Source organism: Pseudomonas sp. CJQ_9 (assembly GCF_043106615.1).
GTDB lineage: Bacteria > Pseudomonadota > Gammaproteobacteria > Pseudomonadales > Pseudomonadaceae > Aquipseudomonas > Aquipseudomonas juntendi.
Window position 1 is genome coordinate 77,611 of the sequence record NZ_JBICMS010000072.1, and the last position, 25,885, is coordinate 103,495.

The following is a 25,885-nucleotide window of genomic DNA, read 5'->3' on the forward strand; positions in this document are numbered from 1 at the left end:
ACCATGTCGAAGTTCTTTATCGATCGCCCGATCTTCGCCTGGGTGATCGCCTTGGTGATCATGCTGGTCGGGGCCTTGTCGATCCTGAAGCTGCCGATCAACCAGTACCCCAGCATCGCGCCGCCGGCCATCGCCATCGCCGTGACCTACCCGGGCGCTTCGGCGCAGACCGTGCAGGACACCGTGGTCCAGGTGATCGAGCAGCAGCTCAACGGTATCGACAACCTGCGTTATGTGTCGTCGGAAAGCAACTCCGACGGCAGCATGACCATTACCGCCACCTTCGAGCAAGGCACCAACCCTGACACCGCGCAGGTGCAGGTGCAGAACAAGCTGAACCTGGCCACCCCGCTGCTGCCGCAGGAAGTGCAGCAGCAAGGTATCCGTGTTACCAAGGCAGTGAAAAACTTCCTGATGGTGATCGGCCTGGTGTCCGAAGACGGCAGCATGACCAAGGACGACTTGGCCAACTACATCGTCTCCAACATGCAGGACCCGATCTCGCGTACTGCTGGCGTGGGCGACTTCCAGGTGTTCGGTGCACAGTACGCCATGCGCATCTGGCTCGACCCGGCCAAGCTGAACAAGTTTCAGCTGACCCCGGTCGACGTCAAGAACGCCGTGGCTGCGCAGAACGTGCAGGTGTCCTCCGGCCAGCTTGGCGGCCTGCCGGCCGTGCCGGGTACCCAGCTGAACGCGACCATCATCGGCAAGACCCGCCTGCAGACCGCCGAGCAGTTCGAGAAGATCCTGCTCAAGGTCAACAACGACGGTTCTCAGGTGCGCCTGGGGGATGTCGCCGAGGTTGGCCTGGGCGGTGAAAACTATGCCATCAGCGCCCAGTTCAACGGCAAGCCGGCCTCCGGTCTGGCCGTGAAGCTGGCAACCGGGGCCAACGCTCTGGACACGGCCAAGGCGCTGCGCCAGACCATCAGCGACCTGGAACCCTTCTTCCCGCCTGGGGTGAAAGCGGTATTCCCGTATGACACCACGCCGGTGGTCACCGAGTCGATCAGTGGCGTAATCCATACGCTGATCGAAGCCGTGGTGCTGGTGTTCCTGGTGATGTACCTGTTCCTGCAGAACTTCCGCGCCACCATCATCACTACCATGACCGTGCCGGTGGTATTGCTGGGTACCTTCGGCATCCTTGCCGCTGCAGGTTTCAGCATCAACACCCTGACCATGTTCGCCATGGTGCTGGCCATCGGCTTGCTGGTGGACGACGCCATCGTCGTGGTGGAGAACGTCGAGCGGGTCATGTCCGAAGACGGCCTGCCGCCCAAAGAGGCGACCAAGCGCTCCATGGAGCAGATTCAGGGGGCCCTGGTGGGTATCGCCTTGGTGCTGTCGGCGGTTCTGCTGCCCATGGCGTTCTTCAGTGGCTCCACCGGCGTAATCTACCGGCAGTTCTCCATCACCATCGTTTCGGCCATGGGGCTGTCGGTGCTGGTGGCGCTGATCTTCACCCCTGCCCTGTGCGCGACCATGCTCAAGCCGCTGAAAAAGGGCGAGCACCACACCGCCAAAGGTGGCTTCTTCGGCTGGTTCAACCGCAACTTCGACCGCAGCGTCAACGGCTACGAGCGCAGCGTGGGTGCCATCCTGCGCAACAAGGTGCCGTTCCTGCTGGCCTATGCACTGATCGTGGTTGGCATGATCTGGCTGTTCGCCCGCATCCCTACTGCGTTCCTGCCCGAGGAAGACCAGGGCGTGCTGTTCGCCCAGGTGCAGACCCCGGCCGGCTCCAGTGCCGAGCGCACCCAGGTGGTGGTCGACCAGATGCGTGAATACCTGCTCAAGGATGAAGCCGACACCGTGTCGTCGGTATTCACCGTCAACGGCTTCAACTTCGCCGGCCGTGGCCAAAGCTCGGGCATGGCGTTCATCATGCTCAAGCCATGGGGTGAACGGTCCCAGGAAAACAGCGTGTTCGCCCTGGCCCAACGCGCCCAGCAGCACTTCTTCACCTTCCGCGATGCCATGGTGTTCGCGTTTGCCCCACCCGCGGTGCTGGAACTGGGTAACGCCACCGGTTTCGACGTGTTCCTGCAGGACCGCGGCGGTGTCGGCCATGCCAAGCTGATGGAAGCGCGCAACGAGTTCCTGGCCAAGGCGTCGCAGAGCAAAGTGCTCAGTGGCGTACGCCCCAATGGCCTGAACGACGAGCCGCAGTACCAGCTGACCATCGATGACGAGCGTGCCAGCGCCCTGGGCGTGACCATTGCCGACATCAACAACACCCTGTCCATCGCTTTGGGTGCCAGCTACGTCAACGACTTCATCGACCGTGGCCGGGTCAAGAAGGTGTACATCCAGGGCGAAGCCAACGCGCGGATGAGCCCTGAAGACCTGCAGAAGTGGTACGTGCGCAATGGCGCTGGCGAGATGGTGCCGTTCTCCTCCTTCGCCAAGGGTGAGTGGAGCTACGGTTCGCCCAAACTGTCGCGTTACAACGGTGTGGAGGCCATGGAGATTCTCGGTGCCCCGGCGCCTGGCTACAGCACCGGTGAAGCCATGGCCGAGGTCGAGCGCATTGCCGGCGAACTGCCTAGCGGTGTGGGCTTCTCCTGGACCGGCATGTCCTACGAGGAAAAACTCTCCGGCTCGCAGATGCCGGCACTGTTCGCCCTCTCGGTACTGTTCGTGTTCCTGTGCCTGGCAGCGCTGTATGAAAGCTGGTCGATTCCGATCGCCGTGGTGCTGGTGGTACCGCTGGGTATCATCGGTGCACTGATCGCCACCAGCCTGCGCGGCCTGTCCAACGACGTGTACTTCCTGGTCGGCCTGTTGACCACCATCGGCCTGGCGGCGAAAAACGCCATTCTGATCGTCGAGTTCGCCAAGGAGCTGCACGAGCAGGGTCGCAGCCTGTACGACGCCGCGATCGAAGCCTGCCGCATGCGTCTGCGCCCGATCATCATGACCTCGCTGGCATTCATCCTTGGCGTGGTACCGTTGACCATCGCCAGCGGCGCGGGCGCCGGCAGCCAGCACGCCATCGGCACCGGCGTGATCGGCGGCATGATCAGCGCGACCGTGCTGGCAATCTTCTGGGTACCGCTATTCTTCGTCGCAGTGTCGTCGCTGTTCGGCAGCAAAAAGCCGGAAAAAGACGCCACCCCTGAAACTCCACGTTATGAGGCTGGGCAATGACCAAGTCTTTGTTGTCCCTGGCGGTAACCGCTTTCATTCTGGGCGGCTGCTCGCTGATCCCTGACTACCAGACCCCGGAATCGCCGGTGGCTGCGCAGTGGCCGCAAGGCCCTGCATATTCGCCCACGCAGTCGGCAGACGTCGCCGCTGCCGAACAGGGCTGGCGTCAGTTCTTCCGTGACCCGGCACTGCAGCAGCTGATCCAGACTTCGCTGGTCAACAACCGCGACCTGCGTGTTGCCGCGCTGAACCTCGACGCCTACCGCGCGCAGTACCGCATTCAGCGGGCCGACCTGTTCCCGGCGGTTTCCGCCACCGCCAGCGGTAGCCGCCAGCGGGTACCGGCGAACATGTCGCAAACCGGTGAGTCCAGCATCACCAGCCAATACTCGGCCACGCTGGGTGTCAGCGCCTATGAACTGGACCTGTTCGGCCGGGTACGCAGCCTGACCGAGCAAGCTCTGGAAACCTACCTGTCCAGCGAACAGGCACGGCGGTCCACGCAGATTGCCCTGGTGGCCAGCGTGGCCAACGCCTACTACACCTGGCAGGCCGACCAGGCGCTGTTCAAGCTGACCGAAGAAACGCTGAAGACCTACGAGGAAAGCTACAACCTCACCCGTCGCAGCAATGAAGTGGGCGTGGCCTCGGCACTGGACTTGAGCCAGGCGCGCACCGCCGTGGAAGGCGCCCGGGTCAAGTATTCGCAGTACCAGCGCCTGGTCGCCCAGGACGTCAACAGCCTGACCGTGCTGCTGGGCACCGGCATTCCTGCCAACCTGCCCAAGCCGCTGGAGCTCGACGCCGATCAATTGGCGGAGGTGCCGGCCGGCTTGCCGTCCGACATTCTCCAGCGCCGCCCGGACATCCAGGAAGCCGAGCACCTGCTCAAGGCCGCCAACGCCAATATCGGCGCCGCCCGCGCAGCGTTCTTCCCAAGCATCAGCCTGACGGCCAACGCCGGCAGCCTGAGCCCCGACATGGGCCACCTGTTCTCAGGCGGCCAGGGCACCTGGCTGTTCCAGCCGCAGATCAACCTGCCGATCTTCAACGCCGGCAGCCTGAAAGCCAGCCTGGACTACTCGAAAATCCAGAAGGACATCAACGTCGCCAAGTACGAAAAGACCATCCAGACGGCCTTCCAGGAAGTCTCCGATGGCCTGGCAGCGCGCAAGACCTTCGAAGAGCAATTGCAGGCCCAACGCGACCTGGTGCAAGCCAACCAGGACTACTATCGCCTGGCCGAGCGCCGCTACCGTATCGGTATCGACAGCAACCTGACCTTCCTCGATGCCCAGCGCAACCTGTTCAGTGCCCAGCAGGCGCTGATCGGCGATCGCCTGTCGCAGCTGACCAGCGAGGTCAATCTGTACAAGGCACTGGGTGGCGGCTGGTACGAGCGCACTGGCCAGGCCAACCAGCAAGCAGCGGTGGATACGCCCAAAGGCTGACCTGGCTCGGTACAGCACAAGGCCCACCCTGGCGGTGGGCCTTTTTCATGGCTGCTGCAAAATGTGTCAGTAATTAACCAACTGGAACATTCCGTTCGATTATCGCCCCCTTCCGTTTGCGACGAATTGCCTCACCCCCGCCTCACGCCGCACCATCCCCCCACGCAACGCCCCATAAAAACAAGAGATCCACGACAGATGAGCACTTCGCAAACCGCACGCCAGCTGCTGCCCGGCCTGTTGGCCATGTCCTGCGCCCTCCCCGTCTTCGCTGCCGACCAAGGTGGTTTCCTGGAAGACGCCAAGGCCACCCTCAACCTGCGCAACTTCTACATCAACCGTAACTTCGTTGACCCGGCCAACCCACAGGGCAAGGCCGAAGAATGGACGCAGAGCTTCATTCTGGATGCCCGCTCCGGCTTCACCCAAGGCACCATCGGTTTCGGCGTGGACGTGCTGGGCTTGTATTCGGTCAAGCTCGACGGTGGCAAAGGCACCACCAACACCCACCTGCTACCCGTGCACGACGACGGCCGCCCAGCCGATGATTTCGGCCGCCTGGGTGTGGCGTTGAAGGCCAAGCTTTCCGAAACCGAACTGAAGGTCGGGGAATGGATGCCGGTGCTGCCGATCCTGCGTTCGGACGACGGCCGTTCGCTGCCGCAAACCTTCCGCGGCGGCCAGCTGACCTCCAGGGAAATCGCCGGCCTGACCCTGTACGCAGGCCAGTTCCGCGGCAACAGCCCGCGCAACGACGCCAGCATGGAAGACATGTCGATGAACGGCAAAGGCGCGTTCACCTCCGACCGCTTCAACTTCGGTGGCGGCGAATACACCTTCAACGACAAACGCACCATGATTGGCCTGTGGGATGCCCAGCTCAAGGACATCTACCACCAACAGTACCTGAACCTGACCCACAGCCAGCCGCTGGGCGACTGGACCCTGGGCGCCAACCTGGGCTACTTCATCGGCAAGGAAGACGGCGCCGAGCGTGCCGGCAAACTGGACAACCATACCGCCTCGGCGTTGCTCTCGGCGCGTTACCAGGGCCATACGTTCTACGTGGGCCTGCAAAAGGTCAGCGGCGACAACGCCTGGATGCGGGTCAACGGCACCAGCGGCGGGACCCTGGCCAACGACAGCTACAACTCCAGCTTCGACAATGCCAAGGAACGCTCCTGGCAGGTGCGCCATGACTTCAACTTCGCCACCGTTGGCGTTCCCGGCCTGACCCTGATGAACCGCTATATCAAGGGTGAGAACGTGACCGTCGGCAATGTCGATGATGGCAAGGAATGGGCCCGGGAGACCGAGTTGGCCTACGTGATCCAATCGGGCAGTTTCAAGGACCTGTCGGTGAAATGGCGCAACTCCACCATGCGCCGTGACTTCAGCACCAACGCCTTCGACGAGAACCGGCTGATCGTGAGCTACCCGCTGAACCTGCTGTAAGCCCTGCCAATGTGCGCCATGGCCCCGCTGGATAAGCCCGCGGGGCGTCCCTGCCATTCGCCCCGCTGATGATAGTGGTGGCTGGGGGCTATCCTGAGCTATACCCGTTGCCTGTACCGGGCCTGTCGCGGCGTGTAACCGCCGCGCAGGGCCCTGACAGGCAGCTTGACCAGCCCAGGCAAACCAGGGAGGCACAACAATGAAAACGCTCGTCGACCACCTGAGCCAGTACGCCAGTTACCACCGCGACCCGCGCAACATCGTCACCCACTTCATCGGCATCCCCATGATCGTGCTGGCAGTCACCATCCTGCTGTCCCGCCCCGGGTGGGAGGTTGCTGGCATATGGCTGTCCCCTGCCCTGCTGGCGGCAGCGGCTTCGGTCTGGTTCTATCTGCGCCTGGACCTGCGCTTCGGGCTGGTGATGGGGGCGTTGCTGGGCTTGTGCCTGTGGGTTGGCCAGGTGCTGGCGGTGCAGCCTACCGGCCTGTGGCTCGGTGCCGGGGTGGGCGCGTTCGTGCTGGGCTGGATCATCCAGTTCATCGGCCACTATTACGAAGGCCGAAAACCGGCGTTTGTGGACGACATCAGTGGCCTGATCATCGGGCCTTTGTTCGTGGTGGCAGAAGCGGCCTTCATGTTGGGCTTGTGCCCGGCCCTGAAGCAGGCTGTGGAAAGCAACGCAGGCCCGGTTGGTATACGCTCGATGTAGCCTTGACACCTGAGCGGCCTGTGGGAACGGGCTTGCCCGCGAACACCGGCGCAGCCGGTGCCGGACACCGCGTCGCCTGCTTCGCGGGCAAGCCCGCTCCTACAATGAATCGCGCAGGCTTTTCAAATTTTGAGAAAGACAGTTGCGCCTGCACAGGTGCCGCGTAAGGGTCAGCTACGCGACTCTACACCTAGCTCTTCCCATACCGACTCCGCCAGGTGGAAGGTGGCGTTGGCCGCTGGAATGCCGCAGTAGATCGCGCTCTGCATCAGCACTTCCTTGATCTCGTCGCGGGTCACGCCGTTGTTGGCGGCCGCGCGCAGGTGCAGCTTCAGTTCGTCGTTACGGTTCATGCCGATCAGCATGGCAATGGTGATCAGGCTGCGGGTGTGACGTGGCAGACCGGGGCGGGTCCAGATATCACCCCACGCATGGCGGGTAATCATTTCCTGAAACTCGCCATTGAAGTCGTTGAGCTTTTCCAGGCTGCGGTCCACATGGGCATCGCCCAGTACCGCGCGGCGCACTTGCATGCCGGCCTCGTAGCGTTGTTTCTCGTCCATGGCAGGGTCCTCACTGAGCCAGCAGGAAGTCGAGCACGCGGCGGCTGAACGCCCCGCCAATCTCGACATTGGACAGGTGCGCTGCCGGGAACTCGACATATTCGGCAACGGCAATACCCGCCTGCATGAAATGGCCATGCGCCGGGGTGGTTACCACATCTTCTGTCCCTGCCACGATCAACGTCGGCACCTGGATGCGACCGAGTTGCTCACGGAAGTCGGCATCACGCACCGCCGCGCAGTTGCTGGCATAGCCCTGGGGGCTGGTCTGCGCCAGCATCTGGCAGATACGCTGGGCCTCTGCGGCCTGTGCCTGGGCAAAGCCTGGGGTGAACCAGCGGGCAATGGACGCGTCGCGCAGGTCGACCATGGCCTGCTGGCCGCCCTTGAGCACGGTGTCGATACGGGTGTTCCACACCTCGTCATTGGCAATCTTGGCAGCGGTGTTGCACAAGGTCAGGCTACGCAAGCGGTCACCGGCATTAATGCCCAGCCACTGGCCAATCAGGCCACCCATCGACAAGCCGACAAAGTGCGCCTTGGCAATGTCCAGGCCATCGAGCAACGCCAGCACATCGCGGCCCAGTTGCTCGATGGAATAAGGGCCTTCGGTGACCAGCGATGCACCGTGGCCACGGGTGTCGTAGCGCAGCACCCGGAAACGCTCGGCCCACAGCGGCATCTGGGCGTCCCACATGCCCAGGTCGGTACCCAGCGAGTTGGACAGGACCAGCACCGGGGCGTCTGCCGGGCCATCGAGTTGGTAATTCAAAACGCCATCGGCCAGTTGCAAATGCGCCACAGCGGTCTCCTTCAGGCAGTAAAACGTTGATGTTCGGACACGGCGCGCGCCACCCAGACGCGGGCCTGGCCCAGGTAATGGGCGGGGTCGAGCAAGCGATCGAGTTCCTCGGCGGACAGTTCGGCACTGACCTGCGGCTCGTCACCCAGCACGGCACGCAGGTGACGCTGCTCGGCCACGGCACGCTGGCAGCATTGCTCCAGCAGGTGGTGGGCGCGGTCGCGGCCCAGGCGCTGTGCCAGCACAATGCTCACCGCCTCGGCCAGCACCAGGCCCTGGGTCAGGTCGAGGTTGCGGCGCATGCGCTCGGCATCCACCTCCATCCCCTCGGCAATCACCTGGGCCTGGCGCAGCGCACCGGAGACCAGGCAGCAAATTTCTGGCAGAGTTTCCCATTCGGCATGCCACAACCCCAGGCTTCGCTCGTGCTCCTGGGGCATGGCGCTGAACATCGTCGAAACCAGCCCCGGCACCCGGGTGGCGGCCCCGATCAGCACCGCAGCCCCCACCGGGTTACGCTTGTGGGGCATGGTCGAAGAGCCGCCCTTGCCCGGCGCGGAAGGCTCGAACACCTCACCAGCCTCGGTTTGCATCAGCAAGCTGACATCGCGGCCGAACTTGCCCAGGCTGCCGGCGATCATGCCCAGCACCGAGGCCAACTCCACCAAGCGGTCGCGCTGGGTGTGCCAAGGCTGTTCCGGCAGGGCCAGCCGCAGTTGCTCTGCCAGCGCTTCGGCCACCGGCAGCGCCTTGCTGCCCAAGGCCGCCAGGCTGCCCGAGGCGCCGCCGAACTGCAGCACCAGCAAGCGCGGGCGCAACGCCTGCAAGCGCTGGCGATGGCGGGTCACGGCGCCAAGCACCCCGGCCAACTTCATGCCCAAGGTCACCGGCGTGGCATGTTGCAGCCAAGTGCGCCCCACCATAGGGGTGTCGGCGTGCTTCAAGGCCTGCTGCGCCAAGGTTTCGGCAAGCTGGCCAAGGTCGCTTTCCAGCAAGTCGAGGGCAGCGCGCAACTGCAACACCAGGCCGGTGTCCATCGCATCCTGGCTGGTAGCGCCCAAGTGCACATAACGCTCGGCCTCGGGCACGCCGGTGGCGATCACCTTGCCCAACGCCTTCACCAGCGGGATTGCCGAATTGCCAGCGCTGGCGATGGCATTGGCCAGGGCGCCTACGTCATAGCGCTCGGCCTGGCAGGCCGCCTCGATGGCGGCCACGGCGCTGTGCGGAACCAAGCCGACCGAGGCCTCGGCGCGGGCGAGCGCGGCCTCGAAATCCAGTATGCCTTGCAGGCGGCCACGGTCGGAAAAAACCTCGCGCATGGCCGGCGCGGTGAAGTAGGCGTCGAACAGTTGGTTGCTCATGCAGCTTCCTTAATGATCATGGTGCAGGTACTCGGCCTGCTTCGGCAGGCGCAGGCTGAACAGGAAGGCTATCGCCATCATCGCTGTCACGTACCAGTAGAACGTATTCTCCATGCCCATGGTCTTCAGCCCCAGGGCCACGTACTCGGCCGAGCCGCCGAATGCCGCGTTGGCCACCGCGTAAGCCAGGCCTACACCCAGCGCGCGAACTTGCGGCGGGAACATCTCGGCCTTCACCAGGCCGCTGATCGAGGTATAGAAACTGACGATGCACAGTGCCAGGCTGATCAGCACGAAGGCCATGAACGGGCTGGTCACGGTTTTCAACGCCATCAGCAGCGGCACGGTGAACAGCGTTCCCAACGCCCCGAACAGCAGCATGGAGTTGCGTCGGCCAATCCGGTCGGACAGCATGCCGAAGAACGGCTGCAGCACCATGAACAGGAACAGCGCAGCCGTCATCACATAACTGGCGTTCTTCGCTGTCATGCCAGCGGTATTCACCAGGTACTTCTGCATGTAGGTGGTGAAGGTATAGAAAATCAGCGACCCCCCTGCGGTGTAGCCGAGCACGGTAATGAAGGCTGCAGCGTGGTTGCTGAACAAGCCTTTGATCGTGCCGGCATCCTTGTCCTGACGGGTTTCGGCGCTGCTGGTTTCGTGCAGCGAGCGGCGCAGCATCAACGAGATCAGTGCTGCGATGGCCCCTACCACGAACGGAATGCGCCAGCCCCAGGCGCGCAACTCATCCTCGGTCAGCAGCTGCTGCAGGATCACTACCACCAGCACGGCCAAAAGCTGGCCGCCGATCAGCGTCACGTACTGGAACGAGGCAAAGAAGCCGCGCTGGCCGCGCAGGGCCACCTCACTCATGTACGTGGCGGTGGTGCCATACTCGCCACCCACCGACAGGCCCTGGATCAGGCGTGCCAGCAACAGCAGCGCCGGGGCCCAGGTGCCAATGCTGGCATAGGTGGGCAGGCAGGCGATCATCAGCGAGCCGAAGCACATCATCAGCACCGAGATCATCAGCGAGTTCTTGCGGCCATGGCGGTCAGCGAGGCGGCCGAAGATCCAGCCACCAATCGGGCGCATCAAGAAGCCTGCGGCGAATACCCCCGCGGTGTTCAGCAACTGCACCGTAGGGTCGTCGGAGGGGAAGAACGCCGGGGCGAAGTAGATCGCGCAGAAGGCATAGACGTAAAAGTCGAACCATTCCACCAGGTTGCCCGAAGAGGCACCAACGATAGCGAAGATACGCTTGCTGCGCTCTTCACCGGTGTAATAGGTTGAGGTCATGGTGAGGTTACTCCTGAAGGGTCCCAGGTTATTCTAGACATACCTGGTAACACCTCGTTCCGCCTTGAGGCTGGCAATTGGCCTTGGGTCGAAGGTGCCGGCCCCTTCGCCGGGCAGGCCTGCTGCCACAGTTTGCCGTTGTGCAGTGGGCAACGACCATGCTGTGACACCCGGCTTGCCCCACGAAGGGGCCAGGACAGGTCAAACCCGTTCGATGGCCAGCGCCAAGCCTTGGCCGACGCCCACGCACATGGTCGCCAGGCCTTTACGACCACCGCTTTTCTCCAATTGATGCAGCGCCGTCAGCACCAGGCGTGCACCGCTCATGCCCAGCGGGTGGCCCAGCGCGATCGCGCCGCCATTAGGGTTCACCTGCGGCGCATCATCGGCCACGCCCAGTTCACGCAGCACTGCCAGGCCCTGGCTGGCGAACGCTTCATTGAGCTCGATCACATCGAAATCATTCACCGCCACACCCAGGCGCTCGGTCAGTTTGCGCACTGCCGGGACCGGGCCAATGCCCATCACCCGTGGCGCAACGCCACCGCTGGCCATGCCCAGAACGCGGGCACGCGGGGTAAGGCCATGCTTCTTCACGGCTTCAGCCGAGGCCAGGATCAGTGCTGCCGCACCATCGTTGACACCCGAAGCATTGCCGGCGGTGACGCTCTTGTCCGGGCCGTTGACCGGCTTGAGCTTGGTCAGCGCTTCCAGAGTGGTCTCCGGACGCAGGTGTTCATCACGCTCGACGATCACTTCACCCTTCTTGTGGGCGATGCGCACCGGCACGATTTCTTCGGCAAAGAAGCCGGCTGCCTGCGCTGCAGCGGCCTTTTGCTGGCTGCGCAGGGCGAAAGCATCCTGGTCGGCGCGCGACACCTGATAATCGTCGGCCACGTTGTCGGCGGTTTCCGGCATGGAGTCCACGCCGTACTGGCTCTTCATCAGCGGGTTGATGAAGCGCCAGCCGATGGTCGTGTCTTCCAGCTTCATGTTGCGCGAATAGCCGCTTTCGGCCTTGCCCATCACGAACGGGGCGCGCGACATCGATTCCACACCACCGGCGATGACCAGCTCCATTTCCCCGCTGGCAATGGCGCGGAAGGCGGTGCCAATGGCATCCATGCCCGAGGCACACAGGCGGTTAAGGGTAACGCCCGGAATGCTTTCGGGCAGGCCGGCCAGCAGCAGCGCCATGCGTGCCACGTTGCGGTTGTCTTCACCTGCCTGGTTCGCACACCCGAAGAACACCTCGTCAACCTGGTCCCATTGCACACCGGGGTTGCGTTCGATCAGCGCCTTCAGCGGCACGGCGGCCAGGTCGTCGGCACGCACACCGGCCAGGGCACCGCCAAAGCGGCCAATCGGGGTACGGATGGCGTCACAGATGAATACGTCTCGCATCAGGCTTCTCCTGCCGGCTGGCCATGGGCCGCGGCGGTACGGGCATCAAGGTCACGCGGGGTGGCAGCTTGATTGCGGTGGGTTCGGTGGTGGTCTGCACGTGGCATTGGAGGCTCCTGGTCAGGGTGCTTCAGTAAGCTCAGATTAAGGAGGCCGGTGGGTAGCTTACAATCCGATAATCGACTATTCGTGCGATTATCGAACTGTTTGTTGCCTTGCTACCCACCTTCGCACGGCGCTGCCCTCGGTGGCGGCCTCGCTATCAGGTGGCGTCGGCGTGACTCACCAGCCCCTTCACCACTACCCCAACAGTAGCCAGCGCCGCTGGCACCAGCAGCGCCGTGAGCACCTGCTCGAAGCTCCACCCCAGGCCCAACAGGGTCGCGCCGCTCCAGGCCCCGAGAATCGCGCCGAAGCGGCCGATGCCCAGCATCCACGATACCCCGGTCGCCCGACCTTGGGTCGGGTAGAAGCGCGCCGCCAGCGACGGCATGGCCGACTGGGCACCGTTCACGCACATACCCGCCACCAGTACCAACGTGGCCAGCAAGGTGATGTTGCCCAGGCTCTGACCTACGGCGTAGGCGAATACCCCCGCCAGCAAGTAGAAAATGCCAATCACCTTGTGCGGGTTGAAGCGGTCCATTGCCCAACCCACACCGACCGCACTCAGCACGCCACCAAACTGGAACAAGGCACCGATAAAGGCCGCCTGCTCCATGCTCGCGCCGCTGTCACGCATCAGGGTCGGCAGCCAGCTGGTCAGCAGATAGACGATCACCAGGCCCATGAAATAAGTCAGCCACAGCAGCACGGTACCCAGGCCGTAGGTGCCAGAGAAAATCACCGAGAATACGTTGCGGGCGGCCACGGCCTTCTGTTCCGGCACGCTGAAGCTCGCCGCCTCGGCCACCATCTGCGGGGCGATCGGCGACAAGGTCTTGCGCACCCTGTCAGTGCCACGGTTACGCACCACCAGGAAGCGCGCCGACTCCGGTAGCCAGACCATCAGCACCACGGCCAGCAGCAACGGCAGCACCCCACCGACTACCAGCAGGCTGTGCCAGCCATAGGCCGGGATCATTTTCGCGGAAATGAAACCACCCCCGGCCATACCCAGGTTGAAGCCGCAGAACATGCTGGTGACCAGCAGCGACTTGAGCCGCTCTGGGGTGTACTCCGACAGCAGCGTGGTGGCGTTGGGCATACCCGCCCCCAGGCCAAGGCCGGTCAGGAAGCGCAGCACCAGCAGTTGGTCGACGTTGGTGGCATAGGCCGAGGCCAGGCTGAAGCCACCGAATACCAGTACCGCACCCACCAGCACGCCCTTGCGGCCAAAGCGGTCGGCCAGCGGCCCCGAGCCCAGGGCGCCGAAAACCATGCCGATCAACGCGGCACTCATCACCGGGCCCAGGCTGGCACGGTCAATACCCCACTCCTGCGACAGGGCCGGGGCGATGAAGCCCATGGCGGCCGTGTCCAGGCCATCGAGGAAGACGATCAGAAAGCACAGCAGCACAACCCGCCACTGATAGCGGGACAACGGTTGCTGATTGATGAACGACTGGACGTCAAGGCTTGCGCCGACGTTGGTTTGCGCTTGGTTCATTGTTGTTATCCAGAATAGGGGGCACAGCCAGGCCATTGCACTCGGCTAGCCGGTACAGGTGGGCAACGCTAGGGAAAATGGCCTGAGTCAGCCTGGATACAACGAAACTGCATGCGGGTGCGAGCGCAGCAGCCTAGGGACAGTATGCATGGTAAGTGCCTCATGTTTTTCTTGTTCGGTCGGCACAGCCGACCGTTGCGAGAGACATTAATCAGCAGGCGCAGGGGAAGCAATTCGCCGCGAGCGACACTGTGCGTTTATCGCACAGGAAACCGTTTTGCCTGTTCAAAAAACCGCTAGCGCCCGCCCTCAACCAAACAGCTGGTGGCACAGGTCCCGGCTGGCAGCCAGCAGGATCGGCAAGAAGCGCTGCTCCAGTTCGCTGCGTGTAACCCGCCCGACGTGGGTACTCACGTTCAGGGCTGCCAGCACCTGCCCAGACGCGTCATACACCGGTACGGCAATCGAGCGCAGCCCCTGCTCCAGCTCCTGGTCCACCACACACCAGCCTTGTGCGCGGACCTGCTGAATACAGGCGAACAACGATTCAGCATCATGCAAGGTACGGCTGGTGCGCGCCTTCAGGTCGGCCCGCTCCAGGTATTCGCGCAGGCTGGTGTCATCCAGCGCCGCCAGCAGAATGCGCCCCATCGACGTGCAGTAGGCTGGCAGGCGCCCGCCCACCGACAAATCGACCGAAATCAGGCGCTCGACCGTGGCCGAACGGGCTATATAAAGGATGTCGTCACCTTCGAGGGTGGCCATGTTGGCCGCCTCGTGCAACTGGTCGCTGATGCGGTCCAGGTAAGGCTGGGCCGAAATCGCCAATGGCGTGGATGACAGGTAGGCATGCCCCAGGGTCAGCACTTTGGGTAGCAGCGAGTAGGTGCGCCCGTCGGTGGTGGCGTAGCCCAGCTTGATCAGCGTGTGCAGGCAACGGCGCACGGCGGCACGGGGTATTTCCGTACGGTGGCTGATCTGGGCGATGGTGAGGTGGCGCTTGCGCTCCTGGAAAGCCTGAATCACCGCCAGGCCACGGGCCAGGGATGTCATGAAGTCCGGGTCGCCGGTGAAAGCCTGAATGCGCTTGGCCGGCGAGGCCACGATCGGCGGCGCCATGGCCGCCAAAACAGGCCGTGCCGCCTCTGGGCTGGCAGCAGCGTTGTCCACTGTTTCGTCACTCATCGCACACCTCAAAAAAAAACGCCGGCTCGTGCGATTATCGAACAAACGGCCGATAATCGCAATTGACCGCTGACACTTTTGCTTATACCTTTCTCCTGCCACATGTGGCTTCTTTGGAGAGACTGGTCAGGTACCCACCGTAGAAGTCCCCAGGCAACGGCCTCGCCTTTCGGCGGGGCCGTTTTTCATTCCCGCCCCCCTCAGCACATTGCCCGAACTTTTATCCGGCATGCCTTTCAAACTTGTAAGAAAGCCCCAACTCGTTTAGCCACACAGGCCATAACTTGCGTCGGATGATGGCGATGCTGGTCAAATAACGATGTTCGGCAAATTATCGGTTGCTATAATCGGCCCCACAGTCGTGACGCTATTGTGCTCACGGAACCTTCCGTGGAACCTAGCTGTTGCGGCAGGAACAGGGTGCACTAGCGCATAACGCGTTACACCCGTGATTACACTTAATTCAGGTACTGCATGTGACGAAAGATGAACTGCGCGCAGAACTCGAGCGCCAGGCTGAACGTTACAAGGATGTCTACGGCGGCGAAGTCACCACCTATGCCGCCCAAACGGAACCGGAGCGCAAACCCTGGCGCAAGCGCGCCAGCCTGCGCGACCAGGCTTTCAGCCAGGAACTGGAACGGATGGAAAAGGAACTACGCAGCGAAAACCCCTGACCCTGGTCAATGCAGCGCTGCGTTCGCCCGGCTTGGCCGGGCGTGTCACTCTTTATTACCCAAGCGACATGAAATGGATTTATACAAATTTCAAACGCTCGTTTGAATTAATACCAAATGTGGATTTTCAGGTCTTTACCCCACTTTTCGCCGCACTTCACGGATATAGGCAGATTTTAGCCTCCAGCGAGTTTCCATTTATAGGGCAATTTTGGCGCGCTTGCCCCTGCCATTGGCCTGTTGGAGGTGCATCGATTGCCAAGGTTTTCTGGCATAATCCCGCCCCCCCTATGACCGCCAGACAACCTTCATGATCGATTTATTCAGCGGACTGGATGCCTGGGTGTTGGTGAGCCTGCTGCTCGCCTTGACCTTCGTACTCGCCTTCGAGTTCATCAATGGCTTTCATGACACCGCAAACGCGGTAGCTACCGTCATCTATACCAAAGCCATGCCTCCCCACCTCGCCGTGTTCTTCTCCGGCGTGTTCAACTTCTTCGGCGTACTGCTGGGCGGTGTCGGGGTGGCCTACGCCATCGTGCACCTGCTGCCGGTAGAGTTGCTGATCAATGTGAACACCGGGCACGGGTTGGCCATGGTCTTCTCCTTGCTGGCCGCGGCCATCACCTGGAACCTTGGCACCTGGTACTTCGGTATTCCCGCTTCCAGCTCGCACACGCTGATCGGCTCCATCCTGGGTGTCGGCCTGGCCAATGCCCTGATCAACGACATCCCGTTGGGGGACGGCGTTAACTGGCAGAAAGCCATCGACATTGCCATGTCGCTGGTGGTCTCGCCAATGGCCGGCTTCGCCGTAGCCGCCCTGGTGCTGCTCGGCTTGAAGTGGTGGCGCCCGCTGTCGAAGATGCACAAGACCCCCGAGCAGCGCCGTAAACTCGACGACAAGAAGCACCCGCCCTTCTGGAACCGCCTGGTCCTGGTGGTTTCTGCCATGGGCGTGAGCTTCGTGCACGGCTCCAACGACGGCCAGAAAGGCATTGGCCTGATCATGCTGGTGCTGATCGGCATCGTCCCGGCCAAGTTCGTGCTCGACCTGAACAGCACCACCTATCAGATCGAGCGTACCCGCGACGCCACCCTGCACATGAGCCAGTTCTACCAGCGCAACGCCGCTACCCTGGGCGAGTTCCTGGCCTTGGGCAAGGCCAAGGCCAGCGACCTGCCGGAGCAGTTCAGTTGCAACCCGCAGCAGACCGAGCCGACCATCGCCGCACTGCAGACCTCGTTGCAAGGCGTGACCGACTATCACAGCCTGGCTGCCGAGAAGCGCGTTGAAGTACGCCGCTACTTGCTGTGCCTGGATGACACCGCGAAGAAGGTTGGCAAGCTGCCTGGCCTGGAAGCCCGCGAAAAGGCCGACCTGGAAAAACTGCGCAAGGACCTTACCGCCACCACTGAATACGCCCCGTTCTGGGTGATCGTGGCCGTTGCGCTGGCCCTGGGCCTGGGCACCATGGTGGGCTGGAAGCGTGTAGTGCTGACCGTTGGTGAGAAGATCGGCAAGCAGGGTATGACCTATGCCCAGGGCATGTCGGCCCAAATCACAGCAGCCTGTGCCATCGGCATGGCCAACGTGTTCGCCTTGCCGGTGTCGACCACGCATGTGCTGTCGTCCGGCGTGGCCGGCACCATGGTCGCCAACAAAAGCGGCCTGCAAGGTGGCACCGTCAAAACCATCCTGATGGCTTGGGTTCTGACCCTGCCAGCCTCGATGGGCCTGGCGGCCGGCTTGTTCTGGCTGGCGTCCAAGGCCATTGGCTGAGTGACACCGCAATAGAAAAGGCGCCCCCGGGGCGCCTTTTTCATATCGGCAACAGGGCTCACAGGCAGTGCGCAAGGGCCAGGCTCGCTACGGTCCAGGTGGCAGCCAACTATTTTTTCTTGCCCCCCAACAACGACCCCATCAACCCCCGCACCAGCTGCCGCCCCAACTGGTTGGCTGCCTGGCGCACCGCCGATTTGATCGCCTGCCCCGCCGCACTCTGCAAGAACTCACCGGCCTTGTCGGCAAAGCTCTCTTCATCCGCCTTCGGTTGCGGCGCCGGCTCCACCGCCTCGCCTTTTCGCTGGGTCAGCATTTCATAGGCCGACTCACGGTCCACCGGCTTGTCATAGCGCCCGGCCAGCGGCGAAGCAGCAATCAGCGCACCGCGCTCAGCTGCACTCAACGGCCCGATCCGCGATTGCGGCGGCGCCACCAACACACGCTGGACCATGGCCGGGGTGCCCTTCTCTTCCAGCGCCCCCAGTAGCGCCTCGCCAATGCCCAGTTCGGTGAGCACGCTCAAGGTGTCGAACGCCGGGTTGGGGCGAAAGCCATCGGCTACCGCGCGCAATGCCTTCTGCTCCTTCGCTGTGAATGCCCGCAAGCCATGCTGAATGCGCAAGCCCAACTGGGCCAGCACCGCATCCGGCAAGTCACCCGGCGACTGGGTGACGAAGAACACACCCACACCTTTGGACCGGATCAGCCGTACCACCTGCTCCAGACGCTCCTGCAGCGCCTTGGGCGTGCCGTTGAACAACAGATGCGCCTCGTCGAAGAACAACGCCAGCAGCGGTTTTTCGGCATCGCCGCGCTCGGGCAGTTGCTCGAACAATTCGGCCAGCAGCCACAACAGGAAGGTGGCGTAGACCTTGGGGGCCTCATGCACCAAGCGGCTGGCATCAAGCAGGTGGATCCGGCCGCGGCCATCGGGGTCCGAGCGCAGCACGTCTTCCAGTTGCAACGCCGGCTCGCCGAACAGCGCCTCGGCCCCCTGTTGCTCGAGGGTTGCCAGCCGGCGCAACAAGGCCTGGGTCGAGGCGGTGGTCATCAGCGCACTGTCTTCACCCAGCAATTGCGGGTTGTCTTTCAGGTGGGCAAGCAGCGCCTTGAGGTCTTTCAGGTCGAGCAGCAACAGGCCTTCACGGTCGGCCACCTTGAACGCTGCGTACAACGCCGCCTGTTGGCTGTCGGTCAGTTCAAGCAAATTGCCCAGCAGCAGCGGCCCCATTTCACTGAGGGTCGTGCGCAGCGGGTGGCCGGACTGCCCCGCGATATCCCACAACGTTACCGGGTAGGCCCGTGGCGTATGCCCAAGCCACGGCATGCCGGCGATGCGCTCGGCCACCTTGCCCTGTGGTGCACCGGCGGCGCCCAGGCCACACAAGTCGCCTTTCACGTCGGCGGCAAACACCGCGACCCCGGCGTCACTGAACACTTCCGCCAGGCGTTGCAAGGTGACGGTCTTGCCTGTACCGGTGGCGCCTGCCACCAGGCCGTGGCGGTTGGCCAGGCGCATGGCTTGCCCGAGCGGCTGGCCATCCGGGCCCGATCCCACAATTATGGTCGAAGTTTCCGACATCTCTTTAATCCCCTGCTCAAGCTTTAACTGAAACCGGCCGATACCTTCGGGTGATATTCGCCTTAGAAGAGAGGAACAACCGAAAAGGGATTTTCCGGATATTGCACAGCCTTGCGGCCTCACTCGTGCGAACGCCCTGATTAAAACCTTAGCGGAACCGATTACGCCATGAATAAAAGCCTGCGTTTCAGCCACAAGATACTGTTGGCCGCCTCACTGATCGTCATACTCGCCTTCAGCCTTTTCACCCTTTACAACGATTACCTGCAGCGTAATGCCATCCGCGAGGACCTGGAAAACTACCTGGCTGAAATGGGTACTTCCACGTCTACCAACATCCGCAACCTGTTCGACGGGCGGATCAAACTGGTGGAAAACCTGGCGCAAAACATTGCCCAGAACCCGGCCAACGCTGAAACGTTCATGGGCCAGCGCGCACTGCTTTCCAGCTTCCTGACCGTTTACCTGGGCAAGATCGACGGCGGCTTCAGTGTCCGCCCAGACGCGAAGATGCCCGACGGCTACGACCCCCGCACCCGGCCCTGGTACAAAGATGGGATGAATGCCAGCGGGGCCATGTTGACCGAGCCGTACATCGACATGACCACCAACAAGATGGTCATCGGCATCCTCAGCAAGGTCTCCAGCAGCGTGGGTGTGGTCGGTGGTGACCTGACCCTGGACGGTCTGGTGCAAATCATCAACTCGCTGGACTTTGGTGGTATGGGCTATGCCTTCCTGGTCAATGATCAGGGCAAGATCCTGGTACACCCGGACCAGGCCCTGGTGATGAAGTCACTGTCAGACCTGTTCCCGCAACACACCCCCAAGCTGACCAGCGAGCTGACCGAAGTGCAAAGCGACGGCCAGGCGCGTTTGCTGACCTTCACCCCGATCACCGGCCTGCCTTCGGCCAACTGGTACATCGGCCTGTCGGTGGACAAGGCCAAGGCCTTCTCGATGCTGAGCACTTTCCGCACCTCGGCGGTAGTTGCCACGATCGTCGCCGTGGTCATCATCATCGCCTTGCTCGGCTTGCTGATTCGCGTCCTGATGCAGCCGTTGCACACAATGACCCGCGCCATGGAAGACATCGCCGAAGGTGAAGGCGACCTGACCAAACGCCTGCGCATCCATAACCACGATGAATTCGGTATTCTCGGCAACGCCTTCAACCGCTTCGTCGAACGTATCCACAGCAGCATCCGCGAAGTGTCCTCGGCCACCGAGCAAGTCAACGAAGTGGCGCTGCGGGTGATCAGTGCCTCGAACTCATCAATGACCAACTCCGATGAGCAGGCCAACCGCACCAACAGCGTGGCCGCGGCCATCAACGAGCTGGGTGCCGCGGCCCAGGAAATCGCCGGCAACGCCGCCCAGGCCTCGCAGCACGCCAGCTCCGCACGGCTGCTGGCCGAAGAAGGCCAACAGGTGGTCGAGCAAAACATTGCGGCGATGAACCGGCTCTCGGACCTGATCGTCACCTCCAGTGAACACATCGAGACCCTCAACAGCAAAACCGTGAACATCGGTCAGATTCTGGAAGTGATTACCAGTATCTCCCAGCAGACCAACCTGCTGGCCTTGAACGCTGCCATCGAAGCGGCCCGCGCCGGTGAAGCCGGGCGTGGTTTCGCCGTGGTGGCCGATGAGGTGCGCAACCTGGCCCACCGCACCCAGGAATCGGCGCAACAGGTGCAGGCCATGATCGAAGAGCTGCAGGTGGGTGCCCGCGCGTCGGTCGAAACCATGGATCAGAGCCAGCGCCACAGCCACGACAGCATGCAGATCGCCAACCAGGCTGGCGAACGGCTGGACAGCGTAACCGTACGCATTGGCGAGATCGATGGCATGAACCAGTCGGTGGCCACCGCCACCGAAGAGCAGACCGCCGTGGTCGAAGCCATCAACATGGACATCAACGAGATCAACATGCTCAACCAGGAAGGTGTGGAGAACCTGCAGGCCACCCTGCGCGCGTGCTCCGACCTGGAGCAGCAGGCCGGTCGCCTGAAGCACCTGGTGGGCAGTTTCCGGATCTAGTCCCACGCGTCCCGGGGAAGCAGGTACACCCGCTCCCCGGCAGCGTGCCGCGCAACCCCGATCGAACAAACTATCCTTCTGAAAGGTCAACCTTTAGGCGTGTCATCGCCGCCAACCAAGCGCCAGATGACAGACCCGAAAGACGATCCCGGAGGGATGCTGATCGTGCACATCGCCGACATCACCATGTTCTACGCCCCCGCCAGCGGTGGCGTGCGAACTTATCTTGATGCCAAACATCACCGCCTCGACGCCATCCAGGGCGTACGCCATAGCCTGTTGATTCCTGGTGCCAGCGCCCACAATGCCGACGGCATCTACCAAGTACCGGCACTGCCGCTGCCTTTTGGCAAAGGCTACCGCTTCCCGGTTCGCCTGGCGCCATGGTGCAAGACCCTGCGCACGCTCAAGCCAGACCTGATCGAGGTCGGCGACCCGTACCTGACTGCCTGGGCGGCGCTGGAGGCCCGGCGCCAGCTGGACGTACCGGTAATCGGCTTCTACCACTCCGACCTGCCGCTGCTGGTGAGCAACCGCATGGGCAACTGGTTCACGCCCAATGTCGAGGCCTATGTCAGCAAGCTGTACGGGAATTTCGACCGGGTGCTGGCCCCCAGCCGGGTCATGGCCGACAAACTGCGCCGCCTGGGGGTGCGTGATGTACACGTACAGCCGCTGGGCGTGGACCTGGCCACGTTCCACCCGTCCAAACGCGACGCCAATGTGCGTGCCGAACTGGGTATCGCCGATACCACCCGCCTGCTGATCTACGCCGGGCGTGGCTCGCGCGAAAAGAACTTGCCGGTATTGCTGGCCTGCATGCAGCAGCTAGGCCACCCCTACCACCTGCTGTTAGTGGGCTCCGGCATGCCCGCCAATGTGCCGGACAACGTCAGTGTCATCGGCCAGTTCTGCCCGCCCGAGGAAGTCGCCCGGCTGATGGCCAGCGCCGACCTGCTGGTGCATGCCGGCGACCAGGAAACCTTCGGCCTGGTCATTCTCGAAGCCATGGCCAGTGCAACGCCGGTGGTCGCCGTGCGCGCGGGTGCCTTTGGCGAAATCGTCAATGACCAGTGCGGCCGCCTGTGTACAGCCAACGATGCCCAGGCCATGGCCACAGCCGTGCGCGAGGCATTCGAGGCAGGTGTGCGCAAGCTGGGCGCGCAGGCGCGCCGCCACGTCGAGCAGCACTACTCGTGGGACAACGTGGTCGCGGGCCTGCTGCAGCATTACCAGGCCGTGCTCGGCCATCAGCCTCAGGTGCGCGCCCATGCTTGAACCACGCCCCGCACCGCGCAGCCTGATGCTGGTACTGCACGATGTCGCGCCTGAAACATGGCCCGACTACCAACCTTTCGTCGAGGCCGTGGACGCTATCGGCGGTGTGCCCATGACTTGGCTGGTGGTTCCGGACTTTCACCAGCGCAACCCGCTGTTGCGCTCACCGGCGTTCTGCCGCCTGCTTGAACGGCGCCTGGCCGAGGGCGACGAACTGGCGCTGCATGGCTACTACCATGCCGACAACGGCCCACCGCCGCGCACGCCAGGCGACTTCTTCATGCGCCGCATCTATACCCACGAAGGCGAGTTCTATGGCCTTGACCAACAGCAGGCCCTGCAGCGCCTGGAACAGGGCCTGGCCGTGTTCGCACAACAGCGATGGCCGGTGGCAGGTTTCGTGGCGCCAGCCTGGTTGATGAGCGAAGGCACCCGCCAGGCGCTGCGCCAGCTGCCTTTGCGCTACACCAGTACACCGCAGCATCTGTACCGCTTGCCCGAGTTCACCCCGATCAAGGCGCCAGGGCTGGTGTGGAGCGCCCGCAGCGCCTGGCGCCGGGGGCTGTCGCGAGCCCTTTGCGACTGGCAATGCCGACGCTGGCAGAACGCCGAGACGCTGCGCCTGGGCCTGCACCCGGTGGACATGCGCCACCGTAGCTCCCGCGAGTACTGGCTCAATACCCTGCGCACCCTGATGGCTCAAGGTCGCGAACCCCTCACCAAGTCCGCCTGGCTGGACCGCCAGGTCAGCGCATGAGCCGTCTGGCCTGGCTAGGCCTGGCACTTTTCGCAGCAATGCTGGTGCCAGCCCTGCTTGGCGGCAGTGATCTGCTGCCCCGGTTGCAAGGGTTCGATCCCGGCCTGTTGCTGACCCTGTTGGGCATGATCCTGCTGTGCTGGGTGATCAACGCCATGCGCTTGCGCCTGTTGCTGGGCCAGCAAGGCGCAAGGCTTGGGCACCTGCGCAGCCTGGGCGTGGTGATGGCCACCGAATTCGCCATTTGCACCACCCCCGGCGGCAGTGGTGGCCCGTTGACCCTGATGGCGCTGTTGGCACGCGAGCGCATCGGCCCGGCGCGCAGTGGCGCCGTGTTCGCCATGGACCAATTGAACGACTTGCTGTTCTTTTTCTGCGCGATGCTGGCGATTGCTGGCTATGCACTGTTCCACCGCCTGGGTCACAGCCAGCAAAGCATGCTGCTGGGCAGTGCGTTGCTGCTGTGCAGCGCGCTGGCCGGGGTGATCGGCTTGCTGCGCTACCGCCGCGCGCTCATGCGCCTCAACGGCAGGCTGCTGCACCGCCTGGGCGTGGCCGCACCGCGCAAGCGCCGCTGGGCCCGCAAACTGCTGCACTTCATCGCGGCACTGGTGCAGACCTGGCAGTTGCCCAAGCGCACGCTGGCGCTGGTATTCACCCTCACCTGCGTCCACTGGGGGCTGCGCTTCAGCGTGTTGTACCTGGTATTGCAGGGGTTGGGCGGGGAGCTGGCATGGATCCCCAGCTTTTTGGTGCAGATGCTGTCGCTCAGTGCCGGGCAATTCAGCCTGCTACCGGGTGGGGCAGGTGCGGCCGAGCTGACGTCGGCAAGCCTGCTGACGCCGCTGGTGGGCAGTTCCACCGCAGCCGCGGCGATCCTCATCTGGCGGGCGGTCACTTATTACTTCTACCTGCTGGCAGGCGGGCCGGTGTTCGTGTGCCTGCTGGCGCGTCCGTTGCTGGCGCGCTGGCGGCGCCAGGCGGGTTGAGCCGCTGCCACAATTCGGCGGCGCCGGGGAAATCGGTGCCGTCGGTGTCGGCCAGCGCTTGCGGGTCGTAGCGCGCCAGGCAGCCTTCACCCACGGTGGGCGGGGCCGTAGCGGTGGGTTGGTTGCGCCGTTTGGCCATCGGTATGTTCCTCAAGCGTAGCGATAGGGCTGCCGGGCAGCCCCAAAGGCTTGCAGGCAACCCAACGGTATCAGTCGAAGACCACCGTCTTGTTGCCATGCACCAGCACGCGGTCTTCGAGGTGGTAACGCAGGCCACGTGCCAGCACCATCTTTTCCACATCACGGCCAAAGCGAACCATGTCTTCGATGCTGTCAGCGTGGCTGACGCGCACCACGTCCTGCTCGATGATCGGGCCGGCATCCAGTTCTTCGGTGACGTAGTGGCACGTTGCGCCGATCAACTTCACCCCACGCAGCGCGGCCTGGTGGTAAGGCTTGGCACCCACGAACGACGGCAGGAAGCTGTGGTGAATGTTGATGACTTTCTCAGCGTAGTCCCGGCACAGTTGCGGCGGCAGGATTTGCATGTAGCGGGCCAGCACCACGACATCGGCCGCGTGCTCCTCGACCAGGCGCGACACTTCGGCAAAGGCCGGGGCCTTGTCCTTGGGGTCGACCGGTACATGGAAGAACGGTATGCCGTGCCACTCGACCATGCTGCGCAGGTCGTCGTGGTTGGAAATGACACACGGGATCTCGCAGTCCAGTTCATCGGTATGCCAACGGTGCAGCAGGTCAGCCAGGCAATGCGACTCGCGGCTGGCCATCAGCACCACGCGCTTTTTCTGCGCCGAGTCGGTAATCCGCCAGGTCATGGAGAACTCTTCGGCAATCGGCGCAAACGCCTCACGGAAGGCTTCGATACCGAAGGGCAATGATTCGGCGCGGATTTCATGACGCATGAAGAACCAGCCGCTCTGCTCATCGGAATGATGGCTGGCTTCGTTGATCCAGCCATTGTACAAGGCCAGGAAATTACTGACTTTCGCCACGATCCCTACACGGTCGGGGCAGGCGATCACCAGACGATAGGTGCGCATGAATGAGACTCCAGAACTTCGCAAAGGTGCTTATTCTAGCGGCACGCAAGGAAAAGCGCAGTATTGATTGCAGCGGCCGCAGCCACTGTAGCGACCACGCTGGCAATGTGGACACTTTCTGACACAGCCGGCGAAATGGCACACGCTAATGTAAATTTTTGTTCACCAGAGAAACATTGTCACAGCTTAATCAACAGTTAATTGCCCAACATTATGTTTACTTGCGAGTATCGGCTGTCTATTATTGCCCCACACATTTCTGAACACGCATTAAGGAACACTCCATGTCCCTGATCAACGAGTACCGCGCCACCGAAGAAGCCATCAAAGAACTTCAGGCTCGCCTGGCCAACCTGTCGCAGGACGACAAGCTGAAGAAAGAGCTGGAGTTCGAAGGCAAACTGCGCAACCTGATGGGCGAGTACTCCAAGTCCCTGCGCGACGTGATTGCCCTGCTCGACCCAGAGTCGAAACTGAGCAAAGCACCGCGTGGCGCCGTCAAGGCTGTTGCTACCAAGCGTGCACGCAAGGTCAAGCAATACAAGAACCCGCACAACGGTGAAGTGATCGAAACCAAAGGCGGCAACCACAAGACCCTGAAAGAGTGGAAAGCCAAGTGGGGCGGCGACGTGGTCGAGAGCTGGGCTACCCTGCTGGACTGATTGTTCAGCCCAGCCTCTTGCTTATCGCAATACAAAACGCCGGCACATTG

General features: G+C 62.7%; 20 protein-coding genes and 1 pseudogene. 12 read left to right on the forward strand and 9 right to left on the reverse strand.

From position 1 onward, the window contains the following. Nucleotides 1-3 precede the first annotated feature (3 nt). The 4 genes from ttgB (at nt 4) to ACF8SD_RS13670 (ending at nt 6,774) form a co-directional block, all read left to right on the forward strand. On the forward strand, nt 4-3,156 hold the full coding sequence (ttgB, locus tag ACF8SD_RS13655) for a multidrug efflux RND transporter permease subunit TtgB (protein WP_173890915.1): 3,153 nt from the start codon (nt 4-6) through the stop codon (nt 3,154-3,156). Then, a complete protein-coding gene (locus ACF8SD_RS13660; protein ID WP_392483549.1) occupies nt 3,153-4,607 on the forward strand; it encodes an AdeC/AdeK/OprM family multidrug efflux complex outer membrane factor in 1,455 nt (484 codons plus the stop codon). Before ttgB ends, ACF8SD_RS13660 begins: the two co-directional genes overlap by 4 nt. Nucleotides 4,608-4,805: 198 nt before the next feature. Further along, nucleotides 4,806-6,062, forward strand: coding sequence for an OprD family porin (locus tag ACF8SD_RS13665; RefSeq protein WP_392483551.1), 1,257 nt, complete (start codon nt 4,806-4,808; stop codon nt 6,060-6,062). Nucleotides 6,063-6,261: 199 nt separating this feature from the next. After that, a complete protein-coding gene (locus ACF8SD_RS13670) occupies nt 6,262-6,774 on the forward strand; it encodes a DUF962 domain-containing protein (RefSeq protein WP_173890916.1) in 513 nt (170 codons plus the stop codon). Between the two features lie 170 nt (nt 6,775-6,944). Here ACF8SD_RS13670 and pcaC read toward each other — a convergent pair whose 3' ends face one another. The 7 genes from pcaC to pcaR form a co-directional block, all read right to left on the reverse strand. Continuing rightward, complete coding sequence (gene pcaC / locus ACF8SD_RS13675; protein WP_173890917.1) at nt 6,945-7,337, reverse strand: 4-carboxymuconolactone decarboxylase; 393 nt, start codon at nt 7,335-7,337, stop codon at nt 6,945-6,947. Nucleotides 7,338-7,347: 10 nt separating this feature from the next. Continuing rightward, a complete protein-coding gene (gene pcaD / locus ACF8SD_RS13680) occupies nt 7,348-8,139 on the reverse strand; it encodes a 3-oxoadipate enol-lactonase (protein ID WP_173890918.1) in 792 nt (263 codons plus the stop codon). Between the two features lie 11 nt (nt 8,140-8,150). Next, nucleotides 8,151-9,503, reverse strand: coding sequence for a 3-carboxy-cis,cis-muconate cycloisomerase (locus ACF8SD_RS13685; protein ID WP_173890919.1), 1,353 nt, complete (start codon nt 9,501-9,503; stop codon nt 8,151-8,153). Nucleotides 9,504-9,512: 9 nt separating this feature from the next. After that, nucleotides 9,513-10,802: an MFS family transporter gene (locus ACF8SD_RS13690; RefSeq protein ID WP_009685621.1), complete on the reverse strand. Its 1,290-nt coding sequence runs from the start codon at nt 10,800-10,802 to the stop codon at nt 9,513-9,515. Nucleotides 10,803-11,003: 201 nt separating this feature from the next. Continuing rightward, nucleotides 11,004-12,209 carry a 3-oxoadipyl-CoA thiolase gene (gene pcaF / locus ACF8SD_RS13695; protein ID WP_173891730.1) on the reverse strand — a complete coding sequence of 402 codons (1,206 nt, stop codon included), beginning with the start codon at nt 12,207-12,209 and terminating at the stop codon, nt 11,004-11,006. A gap of 259 nt (nt 12,210-12,468) precedes the next feature. Next, the gene (locus ACF8SD_RS13700; protein ID WP_173890920.1) at nt 12,469-13,815 is read right to left on the reverse strand and encodes an MFS transporter; all 1,347 of its coding nucleotides are present in this window, start codon (nt 13,813-13,815) and stop codon (nt 12,469-12,471) included. Nucleotides 13,816-14,124: 309 nt separating this feature from the next. Further along, nucleotides 14,125-15,000: a pca regulon transcriptional regulator PcaR gene (pcaR, locus tag ACF8SD_RS13705; RefSeq protein ID WP_373875749.1), complete on the reverse strand. Its 876-nt coding sequence runs from the start codon at nt 14,998-15,000 to the stop codon at nt 14,125-14,127. A 476-nt stretch (nt 15,001-15,476) separates the two neighbouring features. Here pcaR and ACF8SD_RS13710 point away from each other — a divergent pair, with 476 nt between their 5' ends. Both ACF8SD_RS13710 and ACF8SD_RS13715 read left to right on the forward strand, forming a co-directional pair. Continuing rightward, nucleotides 15,477-15,677, forward strand: a complete 201-nt coding sequence (locus ACF8SD_RS13710; protein ID WP_009685625.1) for a hypothetical protein — start codon at nt 15,477-15,479, stop codon at nt 15,675-15,677. Nucleotides 15,678-15,987: 310 nt separating this feature from the next. Continuing rightward, nucleotides 15,988-17,460, forward strand: a complete 1,473-nt coding sequence (locus ACF8SD_RS13715; RefSeq protein WP_173890921.1) for an inorganic phosphate transporter — start codon at nt 15,988-15,990, stop codon at nt 17,458-17,460. 109 nt (nt 17,461-17,569) lie between these two features. Here ACF8SD_RS13715 and ACF8SD_RS13720 read toward each other — a convergent pair whose 3' ends face one another. Then, nucleotides 17,570-19,045 (reverse strand): helicase HerA-like domain-containing protein, encoded by a 1,476-nt coding sequence (locus tag ACF8SD_RS13720; RefSeq protein WP_173890922.1) that lies wholly within the window; start codon nt 19,043-19,045, stop codon nt 17,570-17,572. A gap of 168 nt (nt 19,046-19,213) precedes the next feature. Here ACF8SD_RS13720 and ACF8SD_RS13725 point away from each other — a divergent pair. The 5 genes and pseudogenes from ACF8SD_RS13725 to ACF8SD_RS13745 all read left to right on the forward strand — a co-directional run. Then, nucleotides 19,214-20,230, forward strand: a pseudogene (locus ACF8SD_RS13725) (cache domain-containing protein); the annotation flags it as partial. A gap of 93 nt (nt 20,231-20,323) precedes the next feature. Next, nucleotides 20,324-21,088: a methyl-accepting chemotaxis protein gene (locus ACF8SD_RS13730; RefSeq protein ID WP_392483593.1), complete on the forward strand. Its 765-nt coding sequence runs from the start codon at nt 20,324-20,326 to the stop codon at nt 21,086-21,088. A 156-nt stretch (nt 21,089-21,244) separates the two neighbouring features. Continuing rightward, entirely contained in the window at nt 21,245-22,366 is a 1,122-nt protein-coding gene (locus ACF8SD_RS13735) for a glycosyltransferase family 1 protein (RefSeq protein ID WP_173891731.1), read from the forward strand. After that, nucleotides 22,359-23,123, forward strand: coding sequence for a DUF2334 domain-containing protein (locus ACF8SD_RS13740; RefSeq protein WP_173890924.1), 765 nt, complete (start codon nt 22,359-22,361; stop codon nt 23,121-23,123). The genes ACF8SD_RS13735 and ACF8SD_RS13740 overlap by 8 nt, the downstream gene beginning before the upstream one ends. Next, nucleotides 23,120-24,112 carry a lysylphosphatidylglycerol synthase transmembrane domain-containing protein gene (locus tag ACF8SD_RS13745; RefSeq protein ID WP_392483552.1) on the forward strand — a complete coding sequence of 331 codons (993 nt, stop codon included), beginning with the start codon at nt 23,120-23,122 and terminating at the stop codon, nt 24,110-24,112. The genes ACF8SD_RS13740 and ACF8SD_RS13745 overlap by 4 nt, the downstream gene beginning before the upstream one ends. 209 nt (nt 24,113-24,321) lie before the next feature. Here ACF8SD_RS13745 and purU read toward each other — a convergent pair whose 3' ends face one another. Next, complete coding sequence (gene purU / locus ACF8SD_RS13750) at nt 24,322-25,173, reverse strand: formyltetrahydrofolate deformylase (protein ID WP_047149623.1); 852 nt, start codon at nt 25,171-25,173, stop codon at nt 24,322-24,324. 284 nt (nt 25,174-25,457) lie between these two features. On the opposite strand from purU, the gene mvaT reads away from it, so the two are divergent. Continuing rightward, nucleotides 25,458-25,835: a histone-like nucleoid-structuring protein MvaT gene (gene mvaT, locus ACF8SD_RS13755; protein WP_173890926.1), complete on the forward strand. Its 378-nt coding sequence runs from the start codon at nt 25,458-25,460 to the stop codon at nt 25,833-25,835. Nucleotides 25,836-25,885 lie beyond the last annotated feature (50 nt).